Origin of the sequence: Frigoribacterium sp. CFBP9030 (assembly GCF_034045195.1) — a bacterium.
GTDB lineage: Bacteria > Actinomycetota > Actinomycetes > Actinomycetales > Microbacteriaceae > Frigoribacterium.
This window is the reverse complement of record NZ_JAXCWG010000002.1, coordinates 272,496-286,745: the sequence shown is the minus strand read 5'-3', so window position 1 is coordinate 286,745 and position 14,250 is coordinate 272,496. Positions and strand designations below refer to the sequence as shown.

12 protein-coding genes are annotated in these 14,250 nt (G+C 67.3%); 9 read left to right on the top strand and 3 right to left on the bottom strand.

All coding sequences use genetic code 11. The features are described from left to right. Positions 1-6: 6 nt before the first annotated feature. The 9 genes from uvrA (at position 7) to SOM13_RS03490 (ending at position 10,864) form a co-directional block, all read left to right on the top strand. On the top strand, positions 7-2,961 hold the full coding sequence (gene uvrA / locus SOM13_RS03530; protein WP_320478919.1) for an excinuclease ABC subunit UvrA: 2,955 nt from the start codon (positions 7-9) through the stop codon (positions 2,959-2,961). After that, positions 2,958-4,910 carry an excinuclease ABC subunit UvrC gene (uvrC, locus tag SOM13_RS03525; protein WP_320478918.1) on the top strand — a complete coding sequence of 651 codons (1,953 nt, stop codon included), beginning with the start codon at positions 2,958-2,960 and terminating at the stop codon, positions 4,908-4,910. Before uvrA ends, uvrC begins: the two co-directional genes overlap by 4 nt. Before the next feature lie 43 nt (positions 4,911-4,953). Then, positions 4,954-5,835, top strand: a complete 882-nt coding sequence (rapZ, locus tag SOM13_RS03520) for an RNase adapter RapZ (protein ID WP_192060350.1) — start codon at positions 4,954-4,956, stop codon at positions 5,833-5,835. 58 nt (positions 5,836-5,893) lie between these two features. Continuing rightward, complete coding sequence (whiA, locus tag SOM13_RS03515; protein ID WP_192060351.1) at positions 5,894-6,874, top strand: DNA-binding protein WhiA; 981 nt, start codon at positions 5,894-5,896, stop codon at positions 6,872-6,874. A 186-nt stretch (positions 6,875-7,060) separates the two neighbouring features. Continuing rightward, positions 7,061-8,065 carry a type I glyceraldehyde-3-phosphate dehydrogenase gene (gap, locus tag SOM13_RS03510; RefSeq protein WP_055797479.1) on the top strand — a complete coding sequence of 335 codons (1,005 nt, stop codon included), beginning with the start codon at positions 7,061-7,063 and terminating at the stop codon, positions 8,063-8,065. Between the two features lie 82 nt (positions 8,066-8,147). Next, a complete protein-coding gene (locus SOM13_RS03505; protein ID WP_192060352.1) occupies positions 8,148-9,359 on the top strand; it encodes a phosphoglycerate kinase in 1,212 nt (403 codons plus the stop codon). Beyond that, positions 9,353-10,141 carry a triose-phosphate isomerase gene (tpiA, locus tag SOM13_RS03500; RefSeq protein WP_320478917.1) on the top strand — a complete coding sequence of 263 codons (789 nt, stop codon included), beginning with the start codon at positions 9,353-9,355 and terminating at the stop codon, positions 10,139-10,141. Before SOM13_RS03505 ends, tpiA begins: the two co-directional genes overlap by 7 nt. 115 nt (positions 10,142-10,256) lie before the next feature. Continuing rightward, positions 10,257-10,508, top strand: coding sequence for a preprotein translocase subunit SecG (secG, locus tag SOM13_RS03495; protein WP_055797488.1), 252 nt, complete (start codon positions 10,257-10,259; stop codon positions 10,506-10,508). Beyond that, positions 10,508-10,864, top strand: a complete 357-nt coding sequence (locus tag SOM13_RS03490) for an RNA polymerase-binding protein RbpA (RefSeq protein ID WP_055797491.1) — start codon at positions 10,508-10,510, stop codon at positions 10,862-10,864. The genes secG and SOM13_RS03490 overlap by 1 nt, the downstream gene beginning before the upstream one ends. A 92-nt stretch (positions 10,865-10,956) precedes the next feature. On the opposite strand, the gene pgl is transcribed toward SOM13_RS03490, so the two are convergent. Genes pgl through zwf form a run of 3 tightly spaced genes read right to left on the bottom strand, consistent with a single transcriptional unit; the run spans position 10,957 to position 14,224 of the window. Further along, positions 10,957-11,727 carry a 6-phosphogluconolactonase gene (gene pgl / locus SOM13_RS03485; RefSeq protein ID WP_192060354.1) on the bottom strand — a complete coding sequence of 257 codons (771 nt, stop codon included), beginning with the start codon at positions 11,725-11,727 and terminating at the stop codon, positions 10,957-10,959. A 14-nt stretch (positions 11,728-11,741) separates the two neighbouring features. Beyond that, entirely contained in the window at positions 11,742-12,692 is a 951-nt protein-coding gene (locus SOM13_RS03480; protein WP_320478916.1) for a glucose-6-phosphate dehydrogenase assembly protein OpcA, read from the bottom strand. Next, complete coding sequence (gene zwf / locus SOM13_RS03475) at positions 12,689-14,224, bottom strand: glucose-6-phosphate dehydrogenase (protein ID WP_192060356.1); 1,536 nt, start codon at positions 14,222-14,224, stop codon at positions 12,689-12,691. Before zwf ends, SOM13_RS03480 begins: the two co-directional genes overlap by 4 nt. Between the last annotated feature and the right edge of the window lie 26 nt (positions 14,225-14,250).

Below are 14,250 nucleotides of genomic sequence, written 5' to 3'. Positions count from 1 at the left end.
CGTAGAATGGCAAGAGTGTCAATCTCTCCCGTAGACGGTGTCCCGAAACTCAGTGTTCGAGGCGCCCGAGTCCACAATCTCCACAACGTCGACCTCGAAATCCCTCGCGACTCCCTCGTGGTCTTCACGGGACTCTCCGGCTCCGGCAAGTCCTCGCTGGCCTTCGACACGATCTTCGCCGAAGGTCAGCGCCGCTACGTCGAGTCGCTCTCGGCGTATGCGCGTCAGTTCCTCGGTCAGGTCGATCGACCCGACGTCGACTTCATCGAAGGGCTCAGCCCTGCCGTGTCGATCGACCAGAAGTCGACCAACCGGAACCCCCGATCCACCGTCGGCACCATCACCGAGATCTACGACTACATGCGCCTGCTCTGGGCCCGCATCGGAATCGCGCACTGCGCGGTGTGCGGGGAGAAGATCAGCAGGCAGACCGTGCAGCAGATCGCCGATCAGCTGATGACGCTCGAGGAGGGCACGCGGTACCAGGTGCTCAGCCCGGTCGTGTCTCAGAAGAAGGGCGAGTTCGTCGATCTCTTCGCCGAGCTGGCGTCCTCCGGCTACTCGCGGGCCATCGTCGACGGGGAGCCCATCCAGCTGAGCGCGCCCCCCAAGCTCAAGAAGCAGATCAAGCACGACATCTCCGTCGTGGTCGACCGTCTCGTCGCGTCCCCGTCCGGCCTCACCCGCCTGACCGACTCGCTCGAGACCGCCCTCCGCCTGACCGACGGTCTCGTGACCGTCGACTTCGTCGACACGGACGCGGGCGCGGCCGGCAAGTACCGGACCTTCTCCGAGAAGCTCTCCTGCCCCAACGGCCACCCCGTCCAGCTGACCGAGATCGAACCGCGGACCTTCTCCTTCAACGCCCCGTTCGGTGCGTGCCCCGAGTGCTCCGGGCTCGGTACCCGCATGTCCGTCGACACCGACCTGGTCCTGGGCGACCCCGAGCTCAGTCTCGTCGAGGGCGTCATCCTCCCCTGGACGAACTCGGGCAAGGGCCTCTACAACTACTTCCAGAAGCTCCTCGAGGGTCTTGCCGTCGACCTCGACTTCAGCCTCAAGACCCCGTGGGGCCAGCTTCCCGAGCGCATCCAGCAGGCCGTTCTGCACGGCAACGACTTCGAGGTCACCGTCAAGTGGAAGAACCGCTTCGGTCGCGAGATGAAGTACTCGACCGGGTTCGAGGGGGTCATGCCCTACATCGAGCGGAAGTACGCGGAGGCCGAGAGCGACAGCCAGCGTCAGCGCTACTCGGAGTACCTGCGCGAGATCCCCTGCTCCGTCTGCCGGGGCAAGCGGCTCAAGCCCGAGGTCCTGGCCGTGACGGTGGCCGACCGCAACATCGCCGACGTGGCTGAGCTCAGTCTCGCCGACGCCTTCCAGTTCATGAACGGTCTGACTCTCACCGCCCGCGAGGCACGGATCGCGGCGCAGGTCCTGCGCGAGATCCGAGTCCGACTCGAGTTCCTCCTCGAGGTCGGTCTGACCTACCTTTCGCTGGGTCGCTCGGCGGGCTCGCTGTCCGGTGGCGAGGCGCAGCGCATCCGACTCGCCACGCAGATCGGCTCCGGCCTGACCGGTGTCCTCTACGTGCTCGACGAACCGAGCATCGGCCTGCACCAGCGAGACAACCGCCGTCTCATCGACACGCTCGTGAAGCTCAAGAACCTCGGCAACACCCTCATCGTGGTCGAGCACGACGAGGACACCATCAAGACCGCGGACTGGATCGTCGACATCGGTCCGGGTGCGGGGGTGAACGGGGGCACCGTCGTCCACTCCGGCAACTACGAGGATCTGGTCGCCAACACCGAGTCGTACACGGGCGACTACCTGTCGGGTCGCCGATCGATCGAGACGCCGAAGAAGCGACGCCCCATCGACAAGAAGCGGATGCTGAGCGTCGTCGGCGCCAAAGCCAACAACCTCCGAGACGTGACGGTCGACTTTCCGCTCGGCGCGTTCGTCGCCGTCACGGGCGTCAGCGGCTCGGGCAAGTCCTCGTTGGTCAACGACATCCTCTACAAGGTGCTCGCGAACAAGCTCAACGGGGCGCGTCAGATCCCGGGCAAGCACCTCCGGGTGACGGGGTTGGACAACCTCGACAAGGTCGTCCACGTCGACCAGGCCCCCATCGGTCGGACGCCCCGATCGAACCCCGCCACGTACACGGGCGTGTTCGACAAGATCCGCAACCTCTTCGCCGAGACCACCGATGCGAAGGCGCGCGGCTACCTGCCTGGCCGATTCAGCTTCAACGTCAAGGGCGGTCGCTGCGAGAACTGCGCCGGCGACGGGACCATCAAGATCGAGATGAACTTCCTGCCCGACGTGTACGTCGCCTGCGAGGTCTGCGGCGGCGCGCGGTACAACCGCGAGACCCTCGCCGTGCTCTACAAGGGCAAGAACATCTCCGAGGTGCTCGACATGCCGATCAGCGAGGCGGCCGACTTCTTCGAGGCCATCTCGTCGATCTCCCGCTTCATGAAGACCCTGGTCGACGTCGGTCTCGGCTACGTCCGACTCGGTCAGAGTGCCACCACCCTCTCCGGCGGTGAGGCCCAGCGGGTCAAGCTGGCCACCGAGCTGCAGAAGCGCTCCAACGGGCGCAGCATCTACGTGCTCGACGAGCCGACGACGGGTCTGCACTTCGAAGACGTGCGCAAGCTCCTCATCGTCCTCAACGGTCTGGTCGACAAGGGCAACACGGTCATCACCATCGAGCACAACCTCGACGTCATCAAGTCGGCGGACTGGCTGATCGACATGGGCCCCGAAGGCGGCGCCGGCGGCGGTTCCGTGATCGCGGCCGGCACACCGGAGTTCCTCGCGAAGGTGCCCGACAGCCACACGGGGGTCTTCCTGGCCGAGATCCTCGAATCGGGGCACACCTCGACAGCCGGACGCACCTCCTCGAAGGCTCCTGCGCGACGCCGTCGGGAGGCGATGGAGGCGCGATGAGCAACACGGTCTCCTGGCGACCCAAGGCGGGTGAGATCCCGACGGACCCCGGTGTCTACCGGTGGCTCGACGAACGGGGTCGGGTCCTTTACGTCGGCAAGGCGAAGAACCTCCGGGCTCGACTGAGCAACTACTTCGCTCCTCTTCCGACGCTGCACGAGCGGACGAGGCGCATGGTGCTCAGTGCGAGCTCGGTGACGTGGACGGTCGTCGGCAGCGACATCGAGGCGCTGCAGCTCGAGTACACCTGGATCAAAGAGTTCGATCCGCCGTTCAACGTCAAGTTCCGTGACGACAAGACCTACCCGTTCATGGCTGTGACCCTCGGCGACGAGGCGCCCCGGGTTATGGTCACCCGGAACCCCAAGATCCGGGGGGCGAAGTACTTCGGTCCGTATCCGAAGATCTGGGCCGTCCACGACACCATCGACCTCATGATCAAGGTGTTCCCCATCCGCACCTGCTCGGACAGCAGCTACAAGAAGGCCATGCAGACCGGCAAGCCCTGCTTCCCCGGTCAGATCGGCCGGTGCGGCGGGCCGTGCTCGGGCAAGGTGACGATCGAGGAGCACAGACGGATCGTCGACGAGTTCGTGCGATTCATGAAGAGCTACGACAAGAAGGTCATCGCGGGTCTCCAGAAGGAGATGAAGACGGCTGCGATCGAGCAGCGTTACGAGGAGGCCGCCCGCTACCGCGATCAGGTGCAGGCCCTCGAGGCCGTGCTCGACAAGTCGGCCGTGGTGCTCCGGGACTCCGTGGATCTCGACCTCTTCGCACTGGCGGAAGACGAACTCGCCGCCGCGGTCCAGCTCTTCACGGTGCGTAGCGGACGCATCCGCGGATCCCGGGGATGGGTGGTCGACAAGGAGATCGACGTCAGCACCGGCGAACTCGTGGAGCAGATCCTGCAAGACACCTACTCCGCCGGGGCGGAGCTGCCGCGGGAGATCGTGGTGACCGCCACACCGGACGACAACGACGCGCTCGAGAGCGTGCTGGGTGGCCTGCGGGGGAGGGGCAAGGTGCAGATCCACACCGCTCAACGGGGCGACAAGGCCGCGTTGATGCAGACGGCCACTCTGAACGCGCAGCAGGCCCTGATGCTCTACAAGACCCGTCGCAGTGCCGACTTCGCGACGCGCTCGACGGCTCTCGCGGACATCCAGGAGGCTCTCGGCATGTCCGATGCGCCCCTGCGGATGGAGTGCTACGACGTCTCGCACCTCTCGGGGACGAACATCGTGGCGTCCATGGTCGTCTTCGAAGACGGACTGCCCCGAAAAGACCAGTACCGCCGTTTCAGCATCCCGCAGTCGACCGACGACACCGAGTCGATCTATCAGACCCTGAGCCGGCGCCTCGCACGCCTGGACGACGAGCTGGCCCCCGTCGAGGAGGTCGGCGAGCAGCGGAAGCGCTTCGCGTATCGCCCCAACCTCCTGATCGTCGACGGAGGGCAGCCCCAAGTCGCGGCCGCCCGGCGCGCCCTGGACGACGCGGGCGTCACGGACATCGCTCTCTGCGGCATCGCGAAGCGGCTGGAGGAGATCTGGCTCCCGGACGACGATTTCCCGGTCATCCTGCCGCGCAACTCCGACGCGCTGTTCCTCATCCAGCGCATCCGCGACGAGGCGCACCGGTTCGCCATCACCTTCCAGCGGCAGCGCCGGCGCCGCGACATCGCGTCGCAACTCGCGGAGATCCCGGGGCTCGGCCCCTCGCGGGTGGCGCGCCTGCTCAAGCACTTCGGGTCGGTGAAGCGTCTGAAGGAGGCGGGGCTCGACGAGATCGCATCGATCAAGGGGATCGGTCCGACCCTGGCCGCGGCCGTGGCCGACCGGCTCGGCGGCGAGCCGGAGGCGGCGGGCGGCGACGACGTCGACCAGCCCGACGACCGAGAGGGGGAGGGGGTCGACGTTCCGGGTGACGCCTCGGTACCCGCCTAGAATCGTCCCACCGCCTGACAGCCTCGACCGAAGGTCACCACACATGAGCGACGCAAGCGAACAGCAAGAGGTCCTGATCGTCACGGGGATGTCAGGCGCCGGGCGATCAACCGTCGGGAACGCCCTCGAAGACCTGGGCTGGTACGTCGTCGACAATCTGCCCGCGCAGATGCTCCGTCCTCTCCTCGACCTCGCCGAGCGGGCGGGTGACTCGCTGCCGAAGATCGCGGCGGTCATCGACGTCCGAGGCGGACGGCTGTTCTCCGAGGCTCAGGAGGCGGTGCGCACGCTCCGGATGAGCATGCCCAGCAAGGTGCGGGTGCTGTTCCTGGACGCCACCGACGCCGTCCTCGTCCGTCGCTTCGAACAGGTGCGTCGGCCTCATCCGCTGCAGGGTGACGGCACGCTCCTGGACGGCATCCTCGCGGAGCGGGCCCGGATGGAGGAGCTCCGCGAGACGAGCGATGTGATCATCGACACGTCCGAGCTGAACATCCATCAGCTCGCCACGGCCATCACCGAGACCTTCGCGGAGTCGGAGGATCCCGGCGTCCAGGTGACCGTCCTCAGCTTCGGCTTCAAGTACGGACTTCCCACGGACGCCGACATGGTGGGCGATGCGCGGTTCCTGCCGAACCCGTTCTGGGTCCCCGAGCTGAGGGCTCAGAGCGGCCTCGACGAGCCCGTGACGTCGTACGTGATGGCGCAGCAGGGGGCTCGCCGCTTCATCGAGGCGTTCGGCGCCGCCATCGAGCCCGTGCTCGAGGGCTATCAGCGTGAGAACAAGAGACACGCTACGATCGCCATTGGCTGCACGGGCGGCAAGCATCGATCGGTCACCCTCGTCGGTGAACTGGCAGCGCATCTGCGCGAGCTCCGTGGTGTGGCCGTCAGCGTGAAGCATCGCGACCTCGGCAGGGAATGACCGTGCCGATCGGCCGACATTCGCGTGCGCCGATCGAACCGAGAGAAGGAACCCAGGTTTGGCTCAGACTGCCGACGTCAAAGAAGAACTCGCTCAGGTCGAGGTGAGCCGGACGACCGTCCGGGCCGCCGAGGTCGCGACGATCCTGCGCTTCGCAGGCGGGCTCCACGTGATCTCGGGGCGGATCGCCGTCGAGGCCGAGCTCGACAGTCCGGTCATCGCCCGCCGTGTCCGCAAAGACCTGGCCGAGCTCTACGGCGCCCGCAGCGACGTGTCGGTGATCGCGGCCTCGGGTGTCCGTCGGACCAACCACTACCTCGTGCGCGTCCACGAGGCGGGCGAGACGCTGGCGCGGCAGACGGGTCTGATGGATCAACGTCGCCGACCCATCCGCGGGCTCCCCAACAGGTTGACGACCGGTTCGCGCGACGACCTCGCAGCCATCTGGCGCGGCGCGTTCCTCGCGCAGGGGACGCTCACCGACCCGGGTCGTTCAGCGTCGCTCGAGGTCATCTGCCCCGGCAACGAGGCGGCCATGGCGCTCGTCGGCGCCGCGGGTCGGCTCGGCATCCCGGCGAAGGCCCGGGAGGTGCGAGGGGTTCACCGGGTCCTCATCCGAGACGGCGAGGCCATCAGCTCGATGCTGAAGACCATGGGCGCCCTCCGATCCGTCGACGAGTGGGAGGAGATGCGACAGCGTCGCGAGGTCCGTGCCACGGCGAACCGTCTGGTCAACTTCGACGATGCGAATCTCCGTCGATCCGCAGAGGCGGCGGTCGCGGCCTGCGCGCGGGTCGAGCGGGCGATGGAGCTGCTCGGCGACGACATCCCCGATCACCTGAAGTACGCCGGCGATCTCCGGCTCGCGCACCGGGACGCCAGCCTCGACGAACTCGGTCAGCATGCCGACCCGCCGATGACGAAGGACGCCGTCGCCGGGCGGATCCGTCGTCTGCTCGCCATGGCCGACAAGAAGGCCACCGACCTCGGTCTCCCGGGCACCGACTCGGGTCTCCCCGCCGACCTCGACCTCCGCTGACACCCGCCGCCCCGATGCTCACCGGGGTGTCCCGGGCATCGTCGGGGCTGGGGTAACACGGGGCCTCGCCTGGTAGTGTCGCGTACGGCTGCGCATCCTCTGCCCCTCCGGTGTCGGGTGCGCTCTCGGGTCTGGTCGCCCACCCCCTCCACGCGTCCCCACGACGCCTGAGCAACAGGAGTTTCATTGACCGTCAAGATCGGCATCAACGGCTTCGGTCGTATCGGCCGCAACTACTTCCGCGCCGCGCTGGCCAAGGGCACCGACATCGAGATCGTCGCCGTCAACGACCTCACGGACAACGCCGCGCTGGCGCACCTCCTCAAGTTCGACTCGATCACGGGTCGCCTCGACGCGACCGTCGAACTCGACGGCGACTCGATCGTCGTCGACGGCAAGCCCATCAAGGTCCTCGCCGAGCGCGACCCTGCCAACCTGCCCTGGGGCGAGTTGGGCGTCGACATCGTCATCGAGTCGACCGGCTTCTTCACCAAGGCGGAAGACGCCCGCAAGCACATCACGGCCGGTGCCAAGAAGGTCCTGATCTCGGCACCCGCGACCGGCGACGACGCCACGATCGTCCTGGGCGTCAACGAGGGCATCTACGACCCCGCCAAGCACGACATCATCTCGAACGCCTCGTGCACCACGAACAGCCTCGCCCCCCTCATGAAGGTGTTCCTCGACAACTTCGGCGTCGAGCGCGGCCTCATGACGACGGTGCACGCCTACACGGCCGACCAGAACCTCCAGGACGGCCCGCACAAGGACCCGCGCCGTGCCCGCGCCGCGGCCGTCAACATCGTGCCGACCTCGACGGGTGCAGCCAAGGCCATCGGTCTCGTCATCCCCGAGCTGGCCGGCAAGCTCGACGGCTACGCCCTGCGCGTCCCGGTCCCGACCGGCTCGATCACCGACGTGACGCTCGAGACGTCGACCCCGGTCACCGTCGAGCAGATCAACGCGGCCTACAAGGCCGCCGCCGAGGGTGAGCTCAAGGGCATCCTGGCCTACTCCGAAGACCCGCTGGTGTCGTCCGACATCACGACGGACCCGCACTCCTCGATCTACGACTCGGGCCTCACGAAGGTCATCGGCAACATGGTCAAGATCACCTCCTGGTACGACAACGAGTGGGGTTACTCCAACCGTCTCGTCGACCTGACCAAGTACGTGGCCGACCGCCTGTAACACCGGCGTCATCCATCGATCCGAACCACCGAAGGCGGCTGGGCCCCGTGCCCGGCCGCCTTCGTCGAATGAAGAGAAGGTCATGACCCTGCGAACCCTCGAGTCCTTGGGCTCCCTCTCCGGCCGGCGGGTAATCGTCCGCTGCGACCTCAACGTCCCCTTGAAAGACGGACGCATCACGGACGACGGTCGTGTCCGCGCCTCCGTGTCCACTCTCGACACGCTCATCAACCAGGGTGCTCGCGTCGTCGTCATCAGCCACCTCGGCCGGCCGGATGGCCAGATCGCTCCCGAGTACAGCCTCCGTCCCGTCGCCCAGCGACTCAGCGAACTGCTCGGGAAGAGCGTCGGTTTCGTGTCGGAGACCGTGGGCGACGAAGCCAGCGACGCGGTCGCCGCCCTCCAGGACGGACAGATCACCGTGCTGGAGAATCTCCGGTTCACGGCGGCCGAGACCTCCAAGGTCGCCGAAGAGCGCGAAGCCTTCGCGCGCAGTCTCGCCGAGCTCGGCGACGTGTTCGTCTCCGACGGCTTCGGTGTCGTCCACCGTGAGCAGGCGAGCGTCTACGAGCTGCCCAAGCTGCTGCCGAGCGCCGCCGGCTCGCTCATCGCCGCGGAGCTCGCCGTGCTCGAGAAGCTGACGGTCGAGCCCGAGCGCCCCTACACGGTCGTGCTCGGCGGGTCGAAGGTCTCGGACAAGCTCGGCGTCATCGAGCATCTCCTGCCCCGTGTCGACAACCTCCTCGTGGGCGGCGGCATGCTGTTCACGTTCCTCGCCGCGCAGGGTCACCCGGTCGGCAAGAGCCTGCTCGAGTCCGATCAGATCGAACGCGTCCAGGGGTATCTCGACGACGCCGAGAGGCGGGGCGTCCGCATCGTCCTGCCCGTCGACGTCGAGGTGGCCTCGGCGTTCTCGGCCGACGCGGACCACGAGACCGTCCAGATCGACGGCATCGAGTCGTCGGCGTTCGGCTCCGACGCCATCGGCCTGGACATCGGCCCGGAGACCGCGGCTCGCTTCGCCGAGATCGTCCTCGGATCGAAGACCGTGTTCTGGAACGGCCCCATGGGCGTCTTCGAGTTCGACGCCTTCGCCCACGGCACCAAGACCGTGGCCGAGGCTCTGACGAACGTCGACGGCCTCGCGGTCGTCGGCGGCGGCGACAGCGCCGCAGCCGTCCGAGCACTCGGATTCTCGGACGACCAGTTCGGCCACATCTCCACCGGTGGTGGAGCCAGCCTCGAGTTCCTCGAGGGCAAACGTCTTCCCGGACTGGAGGTCCTCGGATGGTGACCACACGCACGCCCCTCATCGCAGGCAACTGGAAGATGAACCTCGACCACCTGCAGTCCATCGCCTTCGTGCAGAAGCTCGCCTGGAGCCTGAAGGACGCGAAGCACGACTACTCGACCGTCGAGGCCGTCGTCTTCCCGCCGTTCACCGACCTCCGATCTGTCCAGACGCTCCTCGATGCAGACAAGCTGCACCTCGGCCTCGGGGCGCAAGATCTGTCAGCGCATGACTCCGGCGCACACACCGGTGAGATCTCCGGTGCCTTCCTGTCCAAGCTCGACATCCGCTACGTCATCGTGGGGCATTCGGAGCGGCGCACGATGCACGGGGAGACCGACGCGGTCGTCGCCGCCAAGGTCGTCGCCGCCCACCGGAACGGGCTCGTCCCGGTCCTGTGCGTGGGGGAGACCGCAGCCGATCTCGAAGAGCACGGTCCGAGCGCGGTCCCGGTGGCGCAACTCCGGGCGGCCGTCGCCGACCTCCCGGCCGACGCCGAGATAGTCGTCGCCTACGAGCCGGTCTGGGCGATCGGATCCGGCAAGGCCGCCACGGCCGAGCAGGCCGAACAGGTCTGCGCAGCCCTGCGTGAGGCCCTCGCCGACGTCCTCGGCTCCGACTCGGCTGCGGCGACGCGGATCCTCTACGGCGGGTCGGTGAAGTCCTCCAACATCGCGTCGTTCATGCGGGAGCCCAACGTCGACGGCGCCCTCGTCGGCGGTGCCAGCCTCGACGTCGATGAGTTCGCCAGCATCGTCAGGTTCCCCTCGCACGTCGGCGTCTGAGGGTCCGGCGTCCTCGCAGACGGTGTCACCGCCGGGTGGTTCCGCGAGGGAGGACGCCGGAGATCAAGCCACCGGTTATACTCGTTAGCGGTCTCACCGCATCGAAAGGTCCCACGTGGAAATTCTTCAGGTCATCCTGCAGGTGTTGCTCGGCATCACGAGCCTCCTGCTGACCTTGCTCATCCTGCTCCACCGAGGTCGGGGTGGCGGTCTCTCCGACATGTTCGGGGGCGGTGTCACGAGCAACCTCGGCGCGTCCGGCGTCGCCGAGCGGAACCTGAACCGCATCACGGTCTTCCTCGGCCTGGTGTGGATCACCTGCATCGTCGTGCTCGGCCTCATCACCAAGTTCTCGGCGGTGGCCTGATGGCATCGGGCGGTAGCGCCATCCGGGGTTCGCGTGTCGGTGCAGGTCCGATGGGCGAGCAGGATCGCGGCTACCACGCCGAGCGGATCACCATCTCCTACTGGGACGCCCTGGGCAACGAGGTCGTGCGGCACTTCGCCGCGAACGTCCCTGAAGACGAGATCCCCGAGACCGTCGACTCGCCGTCGAGCGGTCTCCCGGCCGGTCGTGACAAGGCGAACCCGCCGAGCGTCGCCAAGCTCGAGCCGTACAAGACGCATCTGGCCTACGTCAAAGAACGTCGGTCCGAAGAAGAGGCCGCGCAGTTGCTCGAAGAGGCTCTGCAGCAGCTGCGGGTCCGCCGCGGCAAGGCCTGACCCGGTCGTCCTCTCCGGCACCACCGGGGTCATGCACCGGTGACGACGACGAAGCCCCGCAGCGATGCTGCGGGGCTTCGTCGTGCGCGGACTCAGTAGGTGGAGGCGATGAGCTTCTCGGGAACCTCGGCGGCAGCGGCGTCGTCGACGAAGAAGACGGTTCGCTTGCGACCCTTGACCCCGGCGACGGGCACCTGGTCGGCACCCGCCCCGGCGAGAGCGAGACCCAGCGACGACGCCTTCTCGGCACCCGCGAGGATCATCCAGACGCGCTGCGAGTTGTTGATCGCCGGCAGGCTCAGAGTCAGGCGGACCGGCGGCGGCTTGGGGGAGTCGTCGATGGTCAGCACCGTCGAATCAGTCGCGCGGATCTGCTCCTTGTCGGGGAACAACGACGCGATGTGCCCGTCGGGACCGACCCCCAGGAGGGTGATGTCGAAGCGGGGCGAGGTGTCGTCGCCCTGGGCGTGCTCGAGGAGCTCGGCCCGATACGAGGCGGCCGCATCCTCGACGTCCTCGAAGTCTCCGACGGCACCGAAGCGGTGCACGTTCGCCGGATCGACGCCGATGTGGTCGAGCAGATCGATTCCGGCCTGGTGGTCGTTGCGGTCGGCGTGGCCGGCCTCCACCCAACGCTCGTCGGCCCACCAGAACGAGACCTTCGACCAGTCGACGCTGTCGCGTGCCGGCGAGGCGTTGATGGCCGCCAGCACGAGTGTGCTGACCGAGCCACCGCTCACGACGACCGAGGCGTAGTTCTGCTCCTCGATCACGTCGATGATCTTGGTGATGAACCGGGCGGCGACGGACGCCCCCAGCGATTCCTTGGTGGAGTGCACGAGCACCCGGCGTTCGTTTGTCACGGTTATCGTCTGCCCTAGCTGTCCTGGACGGGTTCGCTCAGTTGGCGAACCCCATGTTCGACGACCTCACCGAAGAGGTCGTCGGGGTCGAGTCTACGGAGTTCCTCGGCGAGGCAGTCGCGGAGCGAACGGCGTGGCAACGCGAGGTCGTGCGTCGGCTGACCCGGCTGCCGCAGCGTCGCGACGTTGTCCTGCTCGCGCTCGAGCTCGATGGCTCCGGAGGCGCGCAGCAGCCGCACTCCCTGGATGCCGCTCGAGCCGGTGGCGCGTGTCGTCAGCTCGTTGTCCACCGTCACCTGGAGCTGCAACCGCAGCCACGCCGCGAGCAGGAGGGTGGAGGGGGAGTCCGGCGCGCCGCTGACCTCGACCGCGGTGACGGGCTCGTACGGAGGCTGATCGAGAACAGCCGCGAGCTGAGTCCGCCAGAGCGTCAGCCGGGTCCAGGCGAAGTCGGTGTCACCCGGGGCGTAGGTCTCGGCGAGGTCGACGATCGTCTGTCGCGGGTTGTCCTGGCTGGCAGCGTCGGTGATGCGGCGTTGGGCGATGCGTCCGAGTGGGGACTCCGACACGACGGCCGGCGCCTTGCCCGGCCACCAGGCGACGACCGGGGCGTCGGGGAGGAGCAGCCCGGTGACGAGACCCTCCTCGTCGCTGGCGGTGTCGCCGTAGGCACGGAGCACGATGACCTCGCTGGCTCCCGCGTCTCCGCCGACGCGGATCTGCGCGTCCAGGCGGGCGTCCGCGTCGGAGCCCTCGCCGCGTGACGTGGAGATCACGATGACCCGCATGGGGTGCTCGCGCGAGGCCTCGTTCGCCGCCTCGATGGCCTCCTCCTCCTCGCCGAGAGAGGTGGAGATGATCAGGGTGAGCACCCGACCGAGAGCGACCGCGCCTCCTTCCTCTCGGATGGAGACGAGCGACTTCTGCACTCGGGAGATGGTGCTGTCGGGCAGATCGACGATCATGGTCGCCTCCAGGTGCGGCCGTCGCGGGCCATGAGTTCGTCGGCGGACTTCGGACCCCAGGTGCCTGGGCGGTACTGCTCGGGCTGGCCTCGACCGGCCCAGAACTCCTCGATGGGGTCGAGGATCTTCCAGGACAGCTCGACCTCCTCGTGTCGGGGGAAGAGCGGCGGATCACCGAGGAGGACGTCGAGGATGAGCCTCTCGTAAGCCTCGGGGCTCGCTTCGGTGAACGCGTGTCCGTAGCCGAAGTCCATCGTGACGTCACGCACCTGGGTGCCGATGCCGGGAACCTTCGAACCGAAGCGGAGGGTCACGCCCTCGTCGGGCTGGACCCGGACGACCAGGGCGTTCTGCCCCAGTGATGTCTGAGAGCCGAAGATGTTCTCCGGGACCTGCTTGAAGACGATCGCGATCTCGGTGACCCGGCGTCCGAGGCGCTTGCCTGCCCGGAGATAGAACGGGACTCCGGCCCACCGGCGCGTCGCGATCTCGAGCTTGATCGCGGCGAAGGTCTCGGTGACGCTCTCGGGGTTCATGCCCTCCTCATCGAGGAACCCGAGGACCTTCTCACCGCCCTGCCAGCCGCCGGAGTACTGACCGCGTGCCGTGCCCGTCGCGAGGTCCTCCGGCAGACGGACTGCCGAGAGGACCTTCTCCTTCTCGGCGCGGAGGTCCTTCGCGGTGAACGACACCGGTTCTTCCATGGCGGTGAGGGCGAGGAGCTGGAGGAGGTGGTTCTGGATGACGTCCCGAGCGGCGCCGATCCCGTCGTAGTAGCCGGCGCGACCCCCGACGCCGATGTCCTCGGCCATGGTGATCTGGACGTGGTCGACGTAGTTGGAATTCCAGAGGGGCTCGTACATCTGGTTCGCGAACCGGAGCGTGAGGAGGTTCTGGACGGTCTCCTTGCCGAGGTAGTGGTCGATCCGGAAGACGGAGTCGGGTTCGAAGACGGTCTCGACCACCGCGTTCAGTTCACGCGCGGTCTTCAGGTCGCTGCCGAAGGGCTTCTCGATGACGACACGACGCCAGGCGCCGTCTCGTTCTTCGGCGAGTCCGGAGTTGCGGAGCTGCTCGGTGACGATCGGGAACGCCTTCGGCGGGATCGACAGGTAGAACGCGTGGTTGCCCATCGTCCCCCGCTCGCGGTCGAGCTCCTCGATGGTGTCTTTCAGACGGGTGAACGCGTCGGCGTCGTCGAAGACGCCCTGGACGAAGCGGAAGCCCTCTTTGAGCTGGCGCCAGACGTCCTCGTCGAAGGGCGTGCGGGCGTGCTCCTTCACCGCCTCGTAGACCACCTGCTCGAAGTCCTGCCCCTCCCATTCGCGTCGGGCGAAGCCCACGAGGGCGAAGCCGGGTGGCAGCAGGCCGCGGTTCGCGAGGTCGTACACCGCCGGCATGAGCTTCTTGCGCGACAGGTCACCGGTCACGCCGAAGATGATCAGACCGCTGGGCCCGGCGATGCGATTGAGACGACGGTCGGAGGGGAGTCGCAGGGGATTCGATTCGGGAGTGATCTCGACCGGTGACATGCGTGGTGGTTTCTTTCGGGTCGTGA

Excerpts from the sequence above, each read along its gene's own strand:
- SOM13_RS03490 (WP_055797491.1), top strand. The coding sequence starts at position 10,508 with ATGGCATCGGGCGGTAGCGCCATCCGGGGTTCGCGTGTCGGTGCAGGT.
- tpiA (WP_320478917.1), top strand. The coding sequence starts at position 9,353 with ATGGTGACCACACGCACGCCCCTCATCGCAGGCAACTGGAAGATGAAC.
- SOM13_RS03480 (WP_320478916.1), bottom strand. The coding sequence starts at position 12,692 with ATGATCGTCGATCTGCCCGACAGCACCATCTCCCGAGTGCAGAAGTCG.
- SOM13_RS03505 (WP_192060352.1), top strand. The coding sequence starts at position 8,148 with ATGACCCTGCGAACCCTCGAGTCCTTGGGCTCCCTCTCCGGCCGGCGG.
- rapZ (WP_192060350.1), top strand. The coding sequence starts at position 4,954 with ATGAGCGACGCAAGCGAACAGCAAGAGGTCCTGATCGTCACGGGGATG.
- uvrC (WP_320478918.1), top strand. The coding sequence starts at position 2,958 with ATGAGCAACACGGTCTCCTGGCGACCCAAGGCGGGTGAGATCCCGACG.
- zwf (WP_192060356.1), bottom strand. The coding sequence starts at position 14,224 with ATGTCACCGGTCGAGATCACTCCCGAATCGAATCCCCTGCGACTCCCC.
- uvrA (WP_320478919.1), top strand. The coding sequence starts at position 7 with ATGGCAAGAGTGTCAATCTCTCCCGTAGACGGTGTCCCGAAACTCAGT.